General features: G+C 73.2%; 13 protein-coding genes and 1 pseudogene. 8 read left to right on the forward strand and 6 right to left on the reverse strand.

Going from position 1 to position 14,672, the window contains the following annotated elements; genetic code table 11:
* Together QMF80_RS03040 and QMF80_RS03045 are read left to right on the forward strand one after the other, a co-directional pair.
* The coding region (locus tag QMF80_RS03040) for a stealth family protein (protein ID WP_283449215.1) at positions 1 to 893 on the forward strand (893 nt) is incomplete at its 5' end.
* Between the two features lie 63 nt (positions 894 to 956).
* Positions 957 to 1,619, forward strand: a complete 663-nt coding sequence (locus QMF80_RS03045; protein ID WP_283449217.1) for a hypothetical protein — start codon at positions 957 to 959, stop codon at positions 1,617 to 1,619.
* Here the strand turns inward: QMF80_RS03045 and QMF80_RS03050 are convergent.
* Complete coding sequence (locus QMF80_RS03050; RefSeq protein WP_283449219.1) at positions 1,603 to 4,041, reverse strand: excinuclease ABC subunit UvrA; 2,439 nt, start codon at positions 4,039 to 4,041, stop codon at positions 1,603 to 1,605. The genes QMF80_RS03045 and QMF80_RS03050 overlap by 17 nt on opposite strands.
* 167 nt (positions 4,042 to 4,208) lie before the next feature.
* Between QMF80_RS03050 and QMF80_RS03055 the strand changes: the two genes are divergently transcribed.
* The 3 genes from QMF80_RS03055 (at position 4,209) to QMF80_RS03065 (ending at position 6,357) form a co-directional block, all read left to right on the forward strand.
* Positions 4,209 to 4,451 (forward strand): DUF397 domain-containing protein, encoded by a 243-nt coding sequence (locus tag QMF80_RS03055; RefSeq protein WP_283449223.1) that lies wholly within the window; start codon positions 4,209 to 4,211, stop codon positions 4,449 to 4,451.
* Between the two features lie 134 nt (positions 4,452 to 4,585).
* Positions 4,586 to 5,563 (forward strand): DUF5753 domain-containing protein, encoded by a 978-nt coding sequence (locus QMF80_RS03060; protein WP_283449225.1) that lies wholly within the window; start codon positions 4,586 to 4,588, stop codon positions 5,561 to 5,563.
* A gap of 299 nt (positions 5,564 to 5,862) precedes the next feature.
* Positions 5,863 to 6,357: a phosphatase domain-containing protein gene (locus QMF80_RS03065; RefSeq protein WP_283449227.1), complete on the forward strand. Its 495-nt coding sequence runs from the start codon at positions 5,863 to 5,865 to the stop codon at positions 6,355 to 6,357.
* A gap of 55 nt (positions 6,358 to 6,412) precedes the next feature.
* Here QMF80_RS03065 and QMF80_RS03070 read toward each other — a convergent pair whose 3' ends face one another.
* Positions 6,413 to 6,628: a dodecin gene (locus QMF80_RS03070; protein ID WP_283449229.1), complete on the reverse strand. Its 216-nt coding sequence runs from the start codon at positions 6,626 to 6,628 to the stop codon at positions 6,413 to 6,415.
* 266 nt (positions 6,629 to 6,894) lie between these two features.
* On the opposite strand from QMF80_RS03070, the gene QMF80_RS03075 reads away from it, so the two are divergent.
* The 3 genes and pseudogenes from QMF80_RS03075 to QMF80_RS03085 form a co-directional block, all read left to right on the forward strand.
* Entirely contained in the window at positions 6,895 to 8,157 is a 1,263-nt protein-coding gene (locus tag QMF80_RS03075) for an extracellular solute-binding protein (protein WP_283449231.1), read from the forward strand.
* 175 nt (positions 8,158 to 8,332) lie between these two features.
* A complete protein-coding gene (locus QMF80_RS03080; protein ID WP_283449233.1) occupies positions 8,333 to 9,121 on the forward strand; it encodes a GNAT family N-acetyltransferase in 789 nt (262 codons plus the stop codon).
* Positions 9,118 to 9,648: pseudogene (locus QMF80_RS03085) on the forward strand (lysophospholipid acyltransferase family protein); the annotation flags it as partial. The gene QMF80_RS03080 and the pseudogene QMF80_RS03085, both read left to right, overlap by 4 nt.
* Before the next feature lie 260 nt (positions 9,649 to 9,908).
* Here the strand turns inward: QMF80_RS03085 and egtD are convergent.
* From egtD to egtA, 4 genes are read right to left on the reverse strand one after another with little or no spacing between them, the layout of a single operon-like run.
* Positions 9,909 to 10,991: an L-histidine N(alpha)-methyltransferase gene (gene egtD / locus QMF80_RS03090; protein WP_283449235.1), complete on the reverse strand. Its 1,083-nt coding sequence runs from the start codon at positions 10,989 to 10,991 to the stop codon at positions 9,909 to 9,911.
* On the reverse strand, positions 10,984 to 11,772 hold the full coding sequence (egtC, locus tag QMF80_RS03095; RefSeq protein WP_283449236.1) for an ergothioneine biosynthesis protein EgtC: 789 nt from the start codon (positions 11,770 to 11,772) through the stop codon (positions 10,984 to 10,986). The genes egtD and egtC overlap by 8 nt, the downstream gene beginning before the upstream one ends.
* The gene (gene egtB / locus QMF80_RS03100; RefSeq protein ID WP_502962755.1) at positions 11,772 to 13,124 is read right to left on the reverse strand and encodes an ergothioneine biosynthesis protein EgtB; all 1,353 of its coding nucleotides are present in this window, start codon (positions 13,122 to 13,124) and stop codon (positions 11,772 to 11,774) included. The genes egtC and egtB overlap by 1 nt, the downstream gene beginning before the upstream one ends.
* Entirely contained in the window at positions 13,121 to 14,551 is a 1,431-nt protein-coding gene (egtA, locus tag QMF80_RS03105; protein WP_283449238.1) for an ergothioneine biosynthesis glutamate--cysteine ligase EgtA, read from the reverse strand. The genes egtB and egtA overlap by 4 nt, the downstream gene beginning before the upstream one ends.
* Between the last annotated feature and the right edge of the window lie 121 nt (positions 14,552 to 14,672).

Genomic DNA, 14,672 nt, shown 5'->3' on the forward strand with positions numbered 1-14,672 from the left:
CCATCGACGACGCCGACCACCGCTACCGCGACCGCGGCGAACTGCGCTACTGCCTGCGCTCCATCGCCGCGCACGCCCCCTGGATCCGGCGGATCTTCCTCGTCACCGACGACCAGGTCCCGGCCTGGATGGCCACCGACCATCCGCAGCTCACCGTCGTCTCCCACCAGGAACTGTTCGCCGACCCCGGCGCCCTCCCGGTCTTCAACTCGCACGCCATCGAGACCCAGCTGCACCGCATACCGGGCCTGGCCGAGCACTACCTCTACTTCAACGACGACATCTTCCTCGGCCGCCCCCAGCAGCCGCAGAACTACTTCCTGCCCTCCGGCCTCCCCAAGGTGTTCCACGACACCCGCGCCGTCCCGCCCAGCTCGCCGGAGACCCAGGACGACGTGTTCACCGCCTCCCAGCGGGCCACCCGCCGCGCCGTCGAGGAGGCCGCCCGCCGCACCTACCCCCGCATCCTCGCGCACACGCCGCACCCCCTGAGTCGCTCCCTCTTCGTCCGGGCCGAGGAACGGCTGCCCGGACGGCTCGCCGCCACCAGCCGGTCCGCCTTCCGCAGCGCCACCGACCTCGCCCCCGTCACCCTCGCGGTGCACCTCGCGCTCGCCGAGGGCCGCGCGGTCGAGGGCGAGCTGGCCTTCGCCTACGTCTCCACCGACCGCACCGAGGAGATCGAACGACTGCCGGAACTGGTCCACGACCGCCGCATCGACGCCTTCTGCCTCGCCGACGACTCCGGCACGGAACTCTCCCCCGAGGAGCAGCGCCGCGCGCTCAACGCGTTCCTGGAGGCGTACTTCCCCGTCGCCTCCCCGTACGAGAAGCGGTCCGCCGTGCCCGCCGCCCCGCCGGAGCGGGGCCCCGCCCCTGCGCCGATCGGCTGACCTGGGCGGCGTACGCCGTGCCGCGCCCCTGACCGCGCCCGGTCATGGGCGAAGGTGTCCGGCATGGCAGAAGCACCAGTACCCGCCGGGAACGGCCCGCGGCGCCGGACCGTGCTCGCGGCGCTGACCCCGCTCGCCCCGCTGGCCCTCACCCTGGCGGGCTGTATGTCCGACACGCGGCCCGCCGCACCCGCCCACGGCCCCCAGCCGCCCGCGAAGGACGCGCTGATCATGGTGATGCGGCACGCCGAGAAGCCGTACGCCGGGGACACGGGCGAGGACGACGAGGGCAACGACGACGCCGGTTCCCTCGCCGCCCGCGGCCGCCGCCGCGCCGAGGCCCTGCCCACGCTCTTCCCGCCCACCCAGGGCGCCGTACTGCCCCGCCCCTCCGTGATCTTCGCGGGCGGCGCCGCCGGAGCCGCCCGGTCCCGTCAGACCGTCGCCCCGCTGGCCGGGGCGCTGAGCCTGCCCGTACGCGCCGACCTCGCCGTCGGCCGGGAAGCCGACGTCGTCCGCGCCGCGCTCGCCGCCCCGGCCCCCGCGCTCGTCTGCTGGGAGCACACCGGCATCCCCCGGCTGGTGCGCGCCCTCGGCGCCGACCGGGTGCCCGGGGTCCCCGCGGGCTGGCCCGACCGCTACGACCTCGTATGGCTCTTCATCCGCCGCCAGGGCCAGTGGAACTTCCGCGAGCTCCCGCAGCACCTGCTCACCGGAGACGCATAGCCCGCGCGAGGTGCGCGGCCGTGCGCCCCCGCCCGGCCCGCGCCACCTCGTCCGGCGGGCCGACCGCCACCACCCGGCCGCCCTCCGCGCCGCCGCCCGGCCCCAGGTCGATCACCCAGTCCGCCCCCGCCACCACCGCCATGTCGTGCTCCACGACCACCACCGAGTGCCCCGCGTCCACCAGCCCGTGCAGCCGCCCCAGCAGCACCTCCACATCGGCCGGATGCAGCCCGGTGGTCGGCTCGTCCAGCAGGTACAGCGTGTGTTCGCCGCGCACCCGCTGCAGCTCGGTGGCCAGCTTGATCCGCTGCGCCTCGCCGCCCGACAGCTCCGTCGCGGGCTGCCCCAGCCGCAGGTACCCGAGACCGATGCCGTCCAGCGCTCGCAGACCGCGGTACGCGGCGGGCACCTCCGCGAAGAAGCCGGCCGCCGCCTCCACCGTCAGCTCCAGGACCTCGGCGATGTTCAGGCCCGCGTGCCGCACCTGGAGGGTCTCCTCGTTGTACCGGGCGCCCGCGCACCGCGGGCACGGCGCGTACGTACTGGGCAGGAACAGCAGCTCCACCGAGACGAAGCCCTCGCCCTGGCAGGTCTCGCAGCGCCCGCCCGCCACGTTGAAGGAGAACCGGCCCGCCTTCCAGCCGCGCGCCCGGGCCTGCGGGGTGGCCGTGAACAGCGCGCGGACCGCGTCGAAGAGCCCCGTGTAGGTGGCCAGGTTGGAGCGCGGGGTCCGGCCGATCGGCTTCTGGTCCACCTCCACCAGCCGTCGGACGGGAAACCCGGCTTCCGCCGCGGCGATCCGGTCCCGCACGCTCTCCGCCAGCGCCTGGCCGACCAGCGTGGACTTCCCCGAGCCGGAGACGCCGGTGACCGCGGTGAACACCCCCAGCGGGAACCGGGCCGTCACCCCGCGCAGGTTGTGCCGGGTGACCCCGGAGAGCAGCAGCTCGCCCGTCGCCGTCCGGAGCGCCCGTTCCGGCCTCCGGGGCGGCTCGCTGAGGAACCGCGCCGTTGCCGAATCGGGTACGTCGGCCAGCCCTTGCGGCCGGCCGCTGTACAGCACCCGCCCGCCGTGCTCCCCGGCCCGCGGCCCGACCTCCACCAGCCAGTCGGCGTGCCGCACCACGTCCAGGTCGTGCTCCACGACGAACACCGTGTTCCCGGCCGCCTTCAGCCGGTCCAGCACGCCGAGCAGCGCCTCGGTGTCGGCCGGGTGCAGCCCCGCCGAGGGCTCGTCCAGCACGTACACCACCCCGAACAGGCCGGACCGCAGCTGCGTCGCCAGCCGCAGCCGCTGCAGCTCGCCCGCCGACAGGGTGGGCGCCGTACGGTCCAGGCTCAGGTACCCGAGGCCCAGCTCGGTCACCGGCGCGATCCGCGCGCGCAGGTCCGCGGCGAGCACCCGGGCCGCCTCGCCCGACGGGGGAGCGGAGGCGAGTACGCCGTCCAGGTCGGTCAGCGCCAGCGCGGCCAGCTCCGCGATCGTACGGCCCGCGAAGGTCACCGCGAGCGCCTCCGCCCGCAGCCTGGCCCCCGCGCACACGGGACACGGCGCATCGGTGAGGAACCGTTCGGCACGGGCCCGCAGCGCCGCGCTCTTGGTGGAGCCGAAGGTCTTCATCACATAGCGCTCGGCGCTCATGTACGTACCCTGGTAAGGGCGTTGGATCCGGTCCGCGTCCCGCACAGGGTGCACGGTGACCACCGGCTGCTCCCCGGTGAACAGGATCCACTCGCGCTCCTCCGCGGGCAGCTCCCGCCACGGCCGGTCCACGTCGTGGTCCAGGGCGTCCAGGATGTCGCGCAGGTTCTTGCCCTGCCAGGCGCCGGGCCAGGCGGCGATCGCGCCTTCACGGATCGACAGGTCCGGATCGGGCACGAGGAGTTCCTCGCTGGTGCGGTGGACGCGGCCGATCCCCTGACAGGAGGGGCAGGCGCCGACGGCCGTATTGGGGGAGAAGGAGTCGGAGTCGAGCCGTTCCGCGCCCGGGGGGTAGGTCCCGGCCCGGGAGTACAGCATCCGCAGCGAGTTGGACAGCAGGGTCACCGTTCCGACCGACGAGCGCGATCCGGGTGTGGAGCGCCGCTGCTCCAGTGAGACGGCGGGCGGCAGACCGGTGATCGAGTCCACCTTCGGGGCGCCGATCTGGTGGATGAGCCGCCGGGCGTACGGGGCCACGGACTCGAAGTAGCGCCGCTGGGCCTCCGCGTACAGGGTCCCGAAGGCGAGCGAACTCTTCCCGGAGCCGGACACTCCGGTGAACACCGTGAGGGCGTCGCGGGGGATGTCCACGTCGGCCCCGCGCAGATTGTGCTCGCGGGCGCCACGCACGCGGACGAAGGAGTCGTGGACCAAGGAGTCGTGGGCGGACGGGTCGTGGTCGGGCGACTCGCGGGCGGAGGGGTCGGTCGAGTGGCGCATTCGTCACATTTTACGTGCTCCAGGTCAGCGGTCCCCGCGTCAGGGCACCCGTTAGGGGGACATACGTCGTCGCCGCCGCTGACTACGCTCGTGCCTGAATCCACCCGCATGCAATTGCATATGGGATGGAGAGAGTGTCGGAAATGGGATCGGGAAACAGGTGGCCCATGGACTTCGAGAACGGCATGGCGGCGGACGGCATCCCCTCGGTGCGCTGGGTGAAGAGCAGCGCGAGCAGTGGAATCGGGAACTGTGTGGAGGTGGCGGCGCTGCCGGGAGGCGAGTTCGCGGTGCGCGATTCCCGCTTTCCGAGTGGTCCCGCGCTGGTCTTCACCCGGGACGGAATGACGGCGTTCGTCGCCGGAGCGAGCGCCGGGGAGTTCGACCAGCTGCGCGAGGCGAGTGCGTAGGGTCAATTCCTGCCCAATGCTTGATGAAACGGGCATGCGAGACCCAGACTGTGCCGCTGACGGCGATTTCCAGTCGGCGCAGTCAGCGCGGTCGGCGCAGTGAGCACCATCAGCCCGGTCAGCAAGGAGCTCGCATGTCCGGTCGTCCGCGCGCGGCGCGCGGGGCCAAGGCCCCTCCGCCCCCCAGCCCGCCCCCCTGCGCCGCACCGGCCGAACGGGGTCCGGCCGCACGGCTGCTGGGCGAACGGCTGCGCAGGCTCCGGGAAGACGAGCAGATGTCCCTCGTGGACGCGGCGGCCCTGATCCGGGGGTCCGCGTCGAAGCTCAGCAGACTGGAGCGGGGGGAGAGCCCGCCCAAGACGAACGACGTCTGGGACCTGGTCCGCCACTACGGGCTGCCCGCGTCGGGGTACGACGAGATCCACGAACTCCTCGGCCAGATGCGGCTGGAGGGCCGCGCCCGCAAGTACGAGGACCTGACCCCGGACTTCCTGCGCAGGCTCATCACGCTGGAGGGCCAGGCGAGACGGATCCGCGCCTACGAAACCCACGTGGTGCCCGGCCTGTTGCAGACCAAGGAGTACGCCCGGGTGCTGGTGGCCCTCGCCACCGGCGCCGGGGACCCGGTGGACATCAGCCGCCACGTCCGGGTGCGCGAGGAACGCCAGCGGCTGCTGTACCGGCCGAACCGCCCCGAACTCATCGTGATCCTCGACGAGAGCGTCCTGCACCGGCCGGTCGGCGGCCCCCAGGTCATGCGCGATCAGATACGGCACTTGCGGAGCCTCGCCTGCGGCAATGCGTCCGACGCCCACATCCGGATCCTGCGCTTCGATCACGCCGAGGTCGGGACGGCCCCCGGATTCCCGGTCACCCACCTCCAGTTCGCGGACGGCGGCCCGGCCGAGCTGGTGTACGTCGAGCAGCTGGAGAGTGCGGACTACGTGACGGCCCCCGCCCGGGTCAGGCGCTACCGCGAGGTCATGGACGAGCTGATGGAGCGCGCCCTGCCGGGGCGGGAGAGCGTCGAGTTCCTCGACGAGCGGATCGAGGAGTACGAGCGCAGGGCCTCGGAGTCGGACCCGCTGCGGGCGAAGCCGGCCGGGGTCTGACTCGCCCCGTCCGCCCGACACCGCCCCACGCGATCAGGTCCGTGGAGCGGGCAGCGCCGAACGGCCCGCCGGATACTGGCAGCGGGGTCCTGATGGGACATCACATTTGCCTGTGATCGGTCCGCCTCTCTCAATGCGGCGTACAGGGCCTGGCCCGGCGGCCCGGAGTGTCAAGAGGCGCTGGGCACAGAAAGCCGGAGAAGGTCTGGATTCGCTTACGTGAAGGTATGAGGGGGCGCGGAAGGGGCAGCCCCTGAGGGCCCGCCGGGGATTGCGGGGCGGCCCCTAGGCTGGCCGGTATGAGTGAGCACAGGACCAGCCGCCCGCTGGCCGTCTTCGACATCGACGGGACCCTCGCGGACACCGCGCACCGGCAGTACTTCCTGGAGAGGCGGCCCCGGGACTGGAACGGCTTCTTCGGCGCCGCTCCGGCCGATCGGCCCCTCGCGCGGGGCGTGGCCCTTGCCGTCGAGAGCGGTGCGGACTGCGAGGTGGTGTACCTCACCGGACGCCCGGAGCGCTGCCGCGCGGACACCCTGGACTGGCTGGCGCGGCACGGGCTGCCCGAGGGCCGGGTGTGGATGCGCGGCGACCAGGACCGGCGCCCGGCCCGGACGACCAAGGTCGACATGCTCCGCAGGCTCGCCCGGGGCCGGGAGGTGCGGATGCTCGTGGACGATGACGAGCTGGTCTGTGACGCCGTACGGGCTGCCGGTTTCCGCGTCGTACGCGCCGACTGGGCGGCGGACGCGCCGGAGATGCGGGACGCCCAGGAGGGGGAGGGGCGTACCTGATCCCGTGAGGGTCGGCCGTCCGGGTGGGGTGGGACGGTGTGGAGCGGGCCGGTGGTCAGTCCTCGCCGTCGAGGCGGAAGCCGAGCTTCAGCCCCACCTGGAAGTGGGCGACCTCGCCGTTCTCGATGTGCCCGCGCACCTGCGCGACCTCGAACCAGTCCAGGTTCCGCACGGTCTGGCCCGCCCGGGCGATTCCGTTGCGGATGGCATGGTCGATGCTCTCGGTGGAGGTTCCGACGATCTCGGTCACGCGGTAGGTGTGGTTGGACATGGGGCTCTCCCGAGGGTGGGGGCTGGTGCCTTGTTCCACCGTGCCCCAGTACGTGCCGGTCCGCGAGGCGGGCCCCGGCGGGCCCCCGCCCGTCCGGGATGCGGCGTGTGTGCGGTGTTTCTGTGTATCCCGTGTGTACACCGCGTGCAGGAGACGTACCGGTTTGCTGGATTTGCGTAGATAATCCAACGCCGAAGCCCCTTGACCCGCTCATTGGTCCATGCCAATTTCAAGCCATCTGAGTTCCACACCAGAAGGTGACCTTCGTGAAATTGCGCTTCCTCGCCGTGTGCACCGCCCTCGTGGCCGCCACCGCTCTGACCGGTTGCAGTGTGCTCGGCGGCTCGGACGGCGGCCCTCAAAAAGTCACCCTCTGGCTCATGAAGGGCAGCGCTTCGGACGGCTTCATCAAGAAGTTCTCCGACGCCTACGAGAAGGACCACCCCGGGGTCGACCTGGAGGTCAAGATCCAGGAGTGGACCGGCATCGGCGACAAGGTCAACGCCGTACTGAAGGGCAAGAGCAAGGACAAGGCCGACGTCATCGAGGTCGGCAACACCCAGGTCGCCCAGTACATCGAGACCGGCGGCCTCTCCGAAGTCACCCTCGAGGGCCTGCGCGAATGGGGCAGCAAGGACTGGCTGAAGGGCCTCGCCGACCCCGGCAGCGTGAACGGCGCCCAGTACGGCGTCCCCTGGTACGCCGCCAATCGGGTGGTGATCTACAACAAGGACCTCTTCGCGAACGCCGGGATCAAGACGCCTCCCAAGAACCGCGCCGACTGGATCTCCGCCACCCAGAAGCTCGACAAGGGCGGCCAGCAGGGCATCTACCTGCCGGGCCAGAACTGGTACGTCCTCTCCGGATTCATCTGGGACGAGGGCGGCGACCTGGCCGTGGAGACCGGCGGGCAGTGGCTCGGCACCCTCGACTCCGGTGAGTCCCTGGCGGCCATGGAGTTCTACAAGCAGATCCAGGCCCTCGGCGACGGCCCCAAGAGCGCCGACGAGGAGACGCCCCCGCAGGCCGAGGTCTTCGCGCGCGGCCAGGTGGCCCAGATCATCGCCCCGCCCGGCCAGGCCGCGCAGATCGAGGACCTGAACCCGGCCCTCAAGGGCAAGCTCGGCTTCTTCTCGATCCCCGGCAAGGCCAGCGACAAGCCCGGCGCCGTCCTCACCGGCGGGTCCGACCTGATCATCCCGGACCGCACCGCCGACCGGCAGGCCGCCGTGGACGTGATCACGGCACTGGTCAGCGAGAAGTGGCAGACCGAACTGGCCCGCGAGATGAGCTACGTACCGAACAAGACCACGCTCGCGCACGTCGTCGAGGGCAACGACGGCGCCACCGCGATGGCTCCGGGCGCGGCGCAGGGCCGGGCCACCCCGAAGTCCGCGCGCTGGGCCGAGGTCGAGGCCAAGAACCCGATCAAGCCGTACATGACGGCCGTCCTGTCCGGCCGGGACCCCAAGGAAGCCGCCAGGGCCGCCTCCGACGAGCTCAGCAAGGTGCTCAGCTCCGACCGATGATCCCCGCGGCTCCGGCCCCTCAGACGGGTACCTGATCCACCGCCGCCACCGAGTTCAGCGTTCGCACATCCAGGTGCCGCCGCGCGGTCATGTCGAATCCAGCCGGTCACGGAAGAAGTAAGGAGTCGGGCCGATACGCCACGGCCCGGCTCCCGCTTCCGGATCAGGAGCCGTCATGACCATCGCCCCGCTTTCCCCCCTCCTCCTCCCCACCGACCCGGCGGCGCCCGCCACCGCGCCGCGCTACGCCGTCCGCCTGGCCCGCGACGAGGACGAGGTCCGCGCCGCCCAGCGGCTGCGCCACCAGGTCTTCGCGGGCGAACTCGGCGCCCGCCTCGACGGTCCCGACCCCGGGCTCGACGCCGATGCCTTCGACGCGTACTGCGATCACCTCCTCGTCGTCGACGAAGAGGGCGAACAGGTCGTCGGCACCTACCGGCTGCTGCCCCCCGAGCGCGCCGCCATCGCCGGACGGCTCTACTCCGAGGGCGAGTTCGACCTCTCCGCGCTCGCCCCCATCCGCCCCGACCTGGTCGAGGTCGGCCGTTCCTGCGTCCACCCCGCCCACCGCAACGGCGCCGTCATCGCCCTGATCTGGGCCGGTCTGGCCCGGTACATGGACCGCTCCGGGCACAACTGGCTGGCGGGCTGCTGCTCCGTCCCGCTCGCCGACGGCGGGGTCCTCGCCGCCGCCACCCGCGAGAACGTCCTCACCCGCAGCCTCGCCCCGCCGGAGTACCGGGTCACCCCGCACCACCCCTGGAGCCCCGAGGGCATCAGCTTCCCCGACCGAGTCGAGCTGCCCCCGCTGCTGCGCGGCTACCTCCGGCTGGGGGCGTGGGTGTGCGGCGAACCCGCGCTCGACGCCGCCTTCGGCGTCGCCGACCTGTACGTCCTGCTCTCCCTGCGCCGCACCCACCCGCGCTACCTCCGGCACTTCCTCTCGCTCGCCCCGGGCGCATGAGCGTCTGGCTGCCCGGCGGCCCCTGCACCCCCGGGGACTGCGCCGCCCACCCCGGCCCCGTCGCCTCGGTGCCGCGGGCGGTGCTGCGGCTCCTCACCGCCGCTGTGGTGCTGGTCCTCGGCATCCTCGGGGCGCCCGCGCTGCGGCCGCTCCCGCCCCGGCTGCGCGAAGCCGGGGTGCGCGCCTGGGCGAACGCCCTCGTCCGGTCCCTCGGGATCCGGATCACCGTCCTCGGCAGCCCCGGCCCCGACGGGGGCCGACTGATCGTGGCCAACCACATCTCCTGGCTCGACATCCCCCTCGTCGCCGCCGTGGCACCCTCCCGGATGCTGGCCAAGAGCGAGATCCGCGGCTGGCCCGTACTGGGGCGCCTCGCCACCGGAGCGGGCACCCTCTTCATCGAACGCGACCGGATCAGGGCGCTGCCCGCCACTGTGGGGGCGCTCACCGCCGCGCTGCTGTCCGGGGACCGGGTGACCGTCTTCCCCGAGGGCAGTACGTGGTGCGGGCGCGCCCAGGGTCCCTTCCGCCGGGCGGCCTTCCAGGCGGCGCTGGACGCGCGGGTCGCCGTACAGCCCGTGCGCATCGGCTACCGGCTGGAGAGTGGCGGCCTCGCCGGGGCGCCCGCCTTCGTCGGGGACGATCCGCTGACCGCCTCGCTGTGGCGGATCGCCCGGGCCCGGGGCGTACGGGCCGAACTCACCCTGCTGCCCCGGATCCCGCCGGGCCGTCACCCGGACCGGCGGGATCTCGCGGCAGCCGCTCAGCGGGCTGTCGGAGCGACCGCTCAGCGCGCCGTCGAACCGGCGCCCGGGCTGTCCGGCGTCCCGGCGCCCCGCACCTCCCCGGAGTCCCGGACGTCCCCGGAGTCCCGGACGTCCCCGATCCCGAGGCCGTCGGCCACCGACAGCGACACGGCGAAGCGGCCCTCGCGGTCCGTCCACCAGTGGGTCAACTCAAGCCCCGCTGAAGCGAGTTCCTTTCGTACACCGTCCTGACGGAACTTCGCGGAGATCTCCGTCAGGATCTCCTCGCCCGCCGCGAACGGCACCACCAGGTCCAGCGCCCGGATCTTCACCAGAGCCTCAGACCGGGCCCGCAGCCGCATCTCCATCCACTCGTGCTCCTTGTTCCACACCGCCACGTGCGCGAAATCGGCGGTGTGGAAATCGGCGCCCAACTCCCGGTCGACGACAGCCAGTACGTTCCTGTTGAACTCGGCCGTCACCCCCTGGGCGTCGTCGTACGCCGCCACCAGCACCGACTCCTCCTTCACCAGGTCGGTCCCCATCAGCAGCGCGTCCCCGGGCGAGAGCATCGCCCGTACGGACCCCAGGAAGGCGGCCCGCTCGGCGGGCAGCAGGTTCCCGATCGTCCCGCCCAGGAACACCACCAGCCGCGGCCCCGGCGCTTGCGGCAGCTCCAGCGCCCGTGTGAAGTCCGCCACCAGTGCGTGCACCCGCAGCCCCGGATGGTCCGCCAGCAGCGCCGCGGCCGCGCCCCGCAGCGCGCTCTCGCTGACGTCCACCGGGATGTACGTGTCCAGTGCGGGCAGCGCCTCGATCAGGTGCCGGGTCTTCTCCGAGGAACCGGAACCCAGCTCGACGAGCGTCCGGGCACCACTGACCGCCGCGATCTCCTGGGCCTGCTCCAGCAGGATCTCCCGCTCGGCGCGCGTCGGGTAGTACTCGGGCAACCGGGTGATCTCCTCGAAGAGTTCACTTCCCCTGCTGTCGTAGAACCACTTGGGCGGCAGCGACTTGGGCGAACCGGTCAGGCCCGCGCGCACATCCGCGCGCAGCGCCGTGTCCGCCGCGTTCACGTCGAGGGTCCGGGTCAACCGGAAGTCACCACGGGGGATGTCACTCACTGGTCTGGTACTCCTTCTTCTCGTTCGCGGGGGTCGTTTTGAGCGGGGTCAGCTCGACCTGCGTGCGGGACGCGGTCAGCAGGGTCTTCTCCGGGACCTCGCACCAGCGCGGATCGTCGTCGTAGGGCTCGGACGCGACGACCGTGCGCCCGGCGCGCGGGTCGGCCAGGTACCACAGCGAGTCGCCCCAGGCCGTCGCGGCGATCGCCCGCCCGTCGGTGAGCAGCAGGTTCAGCCGGGAACCCGGCGAGGCCGCCGCCAGCTCCCGCACCGGGCCGGCCAGCGCCGCCCCCAGGTCCGCGCCCGCCCGCAGCCGGTTCAGTACCAGCGCCCACACCAGCGCGGAATCGGAGCGGGCCGCCAACTGGAGCAGCTCCAGCGGCGGCAGCGAGGCGGCGGGCCCGGCCGCCGCGTCCGGCCAGTCCCGCACCGAACCGTTGTGGCTGAACAGCCAGGGCCCGGCCGAGAAGGGGGCGGCGGCCGCCTCCCCGTCCGCGTCCGCCCGGGTCGCGTCGCGCACGGCGGCCAGCAGGGCCCCGCTGCGCACCACCCGGGCGAGATCGCCGAAGGTGGCGTCGCCCCAGACCGGACCGGACCTGCGGTAGCGGGCCGGCACCGGATCGCCCTCCGCGTACCAGCCCACCCCGAAACCATCGGCGTTGACGGTGCCCTGCCGCTGGCGGCGCGGGGCCCAGGCCTGGCGCACCAGCGAGTACTCCGGCTCGGACAGCAGTCGCCCGAGCGGTACCAGCGGTCCCAGGTAAGCGATGTGACGGCACATCAGGCATCCCTCGCGGTGCGGAAGCCGGAGAAGATCTGACGGCGTACCGGCAGGTCCCAATTGCGGAAGGTGCCCCGGCAGGCGACCGGGTCCACCGCGAACGACCCGCCGCGCAGCACCTTGTGCGCGGGACCGAAGAACACCTCCGAGTACTCGCGGTACGGAAACGCCCTGAACCCCGGATAGGGCAGGAAGTCGCTCGCCGTCCACTCCCACACGTCGCCGATCAGCTGGCGCACCCCGAGGGCGGAGGCCCCGGCCGGATAGCTGCCCGCGGGGGCCGGGCGCAGATGGCGCTGGCCCAGATTGGCCTGGACCGGGGTGGGGTCGGTGTCGCCCCACGGGTAGCGGGTCGAGCGGCCCGTCACCGGATCGTGGCGGGCCGCCTTCTCCCACTCGGCCTCCGTGGGCAGCCGCCGTCGCGCCCAGCGGGCGTAGGCGTCCGCTTCGTACCAGCTGACGTGCAGCACCGGCTCGTCACCCGGCACCGGCTCCACCACCCCGAACCGGCGGCGCAGCCACTGGCCCGCCTCCCGGTACCAGAACAGCGGGGCCTCGATCCCGTGGGCGCGGATCTGGTCCCAGCCCTCCGACGCCCACCAGCGGGGCTCGGTGTACCCGCCGTCCTCGATGAAGGCCCGGTAGGCGGCGTTCGTCACCGGAGCGGTGTCGATCCAGAAGGACCCGGTGTCCCGGGTGTGCGCGGGGCGTTCATTGTCCAGCGACCACGGCTCGGTGGACGTGCCCATGGTGAACGGGCCGCCTGGCACCAGCACCTCGGCGGCCTCCGGCGGCGGACCGGCGGCCGGCCCCGGCTCCGGGGCGGTCAGCACCGGGCCCCCCGGCCGCAGCTGATGGGTGATCAGCATCGTTTCGTCGTGCTGCTGTTCGTGCTGGGCGATCATCCCGAACACGAACCCGTCGTCGAGCAGGGCCGTGCCCTCGAACGGCGTCCGCTCCAGCAGCTCGAAGACCCGCCCGCGCACCTCCGCGCCGTAGTCGCGCGCCTCGGCGGGTGCGAGCAGCGGCAGCTTGGGCCGCTCCGAACGGGGATGCTCGAACGCGTCGTACAACGGGTCGATCTCGGGCCGCATCGGCGCGCGCCCGGCGACCTCGCGCAGCAGCCACAGCTCTTCCATGTTCCCGATGTGCGCGAGGTCCCAGACCAGTGGGGACATCAACGGGGAGTGCTGCGCGGCCAGTTCCCCGTCGGTCACCGCGTCGGTCAGCCCGGCGGTCCGCACCCGCGCGGCGCTCAGCGCGGCGGCGGCCCGCTCGCGCAGGTCCACGGCAGGCGCGGGGCGGGTGGGCGGCGCGGGACGGGAGGGGGCCGGTTCGGCTCCGGTACTCACGAGCGGGTCTCCTTCCGGAGGGGTATCGCGGAGGCGGGCCGGGCGCCGCCGGTGCGGGCTCCCGTACGGGCCCGGGCCTCGTCCGTCTCGTCGGCGGGACAGCGGCCGCGCAGCACGAAGCGCTCGTTGAACTCCCCTACGGCGTCCCGCACCCGGGTGTCCGCCCCCAGCCGGGGCAGCGCCTCGGCGGCCGCCCGGAAGCAGCTGAGGGCGGCCGTACGCAGCTCCGGGTCGCCCGGTCCGTACCGGGCGGCGGACCGCCAGAGCGGATTGCGGGGCGCGGGCCGGGACCCGTAGGCGTCCGCGAGACCCTTCGCCACGCGGTACGCCGTCTCCGCGGCCTCCGGGTCGTCGAACAGCGCGTGCACCACGGCCACCGGGACCACCCAGCCGTCCTCACCGGGCTGCGCGTCGATCATCCGCAGCTCCAGATGGCCGCGGGGGCGGACCGGCGGGAACAGCGTGGTCAGGTGGTACTCGAGATCCGCGGTGGTGGGGGGCCGCGGACCGCCGCCGCGCAGCCAGCCGCGGAAGGTCAGCCCCCGGGGCACCTCCCAGGCGTCGCCCCCGGGACCGTCGGCCCCGTCGGACGGCGCGCCATCGGATCGCGCGGCGTCGGGCCGCACGCACATCACCGCCGTGTCGAGCGCCTGCCGCGTCCAGGCCTCACGGGGCTCGGAGTCGAGCGGCGGGGCGAGCGCGCGGGACGTGTCGATGTCGCTCCACACGCCCTGGCGCGAACACCGCCAGCCCATGTACGGACCGCTGTACGCAGGGGAGTTCGCGAAGGCCGACACCAGGACCGCGCCCAGCAGGTGCGCGAACCGCCAGCGCCTGCCGTGACCCAGCGGCCCCGGCTCCTCGTGGCCCGCGTCCACACAGACCTGCACGGAGGCGGAGGCGCGCATCATGGCGCGCCCGGCCGGTCCGGTGCGGTCGAAGTACGTCTCCATGGCGGAGTACCGGGGGCTGTCCAGCAGCCGGTGCAGCGGGCGGCGCAGGTCGTGGCCGCACCCGTCGAGTACGACGCCCCGCGCGCCGAGGGCGGCGCGTACGGCCGCCAGATCGGACTGGAGGTCGCCGACGCACTCCATGAGCGAGGCGGCGGGGGGCGAGCTGAGCTCCAGCTGCCCGCCGGGCTCCACGGTGAACCGGGAGCGCAGGGGCAGCGCGCGCGCCGCCTCGTGCGCGGCGGTGAGCCGGTCGGGCGGCAGCGGACGGCCGGGGTCCTCGGCGTCCAGCAGCAGCCACTCCAGCTCGGCACCGACCAGCCGGGGCGGACCCGTTTTGAAACAGATGCCGCGCACGAGGTCCTCGGCGGCGGTCTCGGTGAGGGGCGGAGGGTGCGGAAGGGGCGCGGGTGGGAGGAGGTCTTCGGGTGGGAGGAGGTGTGCGCGGGTGGGCGTCGCGGACGAGTCCTGTGGCATGACCGGATCCTCATTTCCTGTCGTGAGCCGTGACATCACCGGTGCCTACCCGCTCGGGTCGGGACGTGAATCGTTCGAATCGCGCCGACATCACGCAATCCGGTGCCGGATCGCGCTATGT

It is taken from the genome of Streptomyces sp. G-G2, from assembly GCF_030063135.1.
GTDB lineage: Bacteria > Actinomycetota > Actinomycetes > Streptomycetales > Streptomycetaceae > Streptomyces.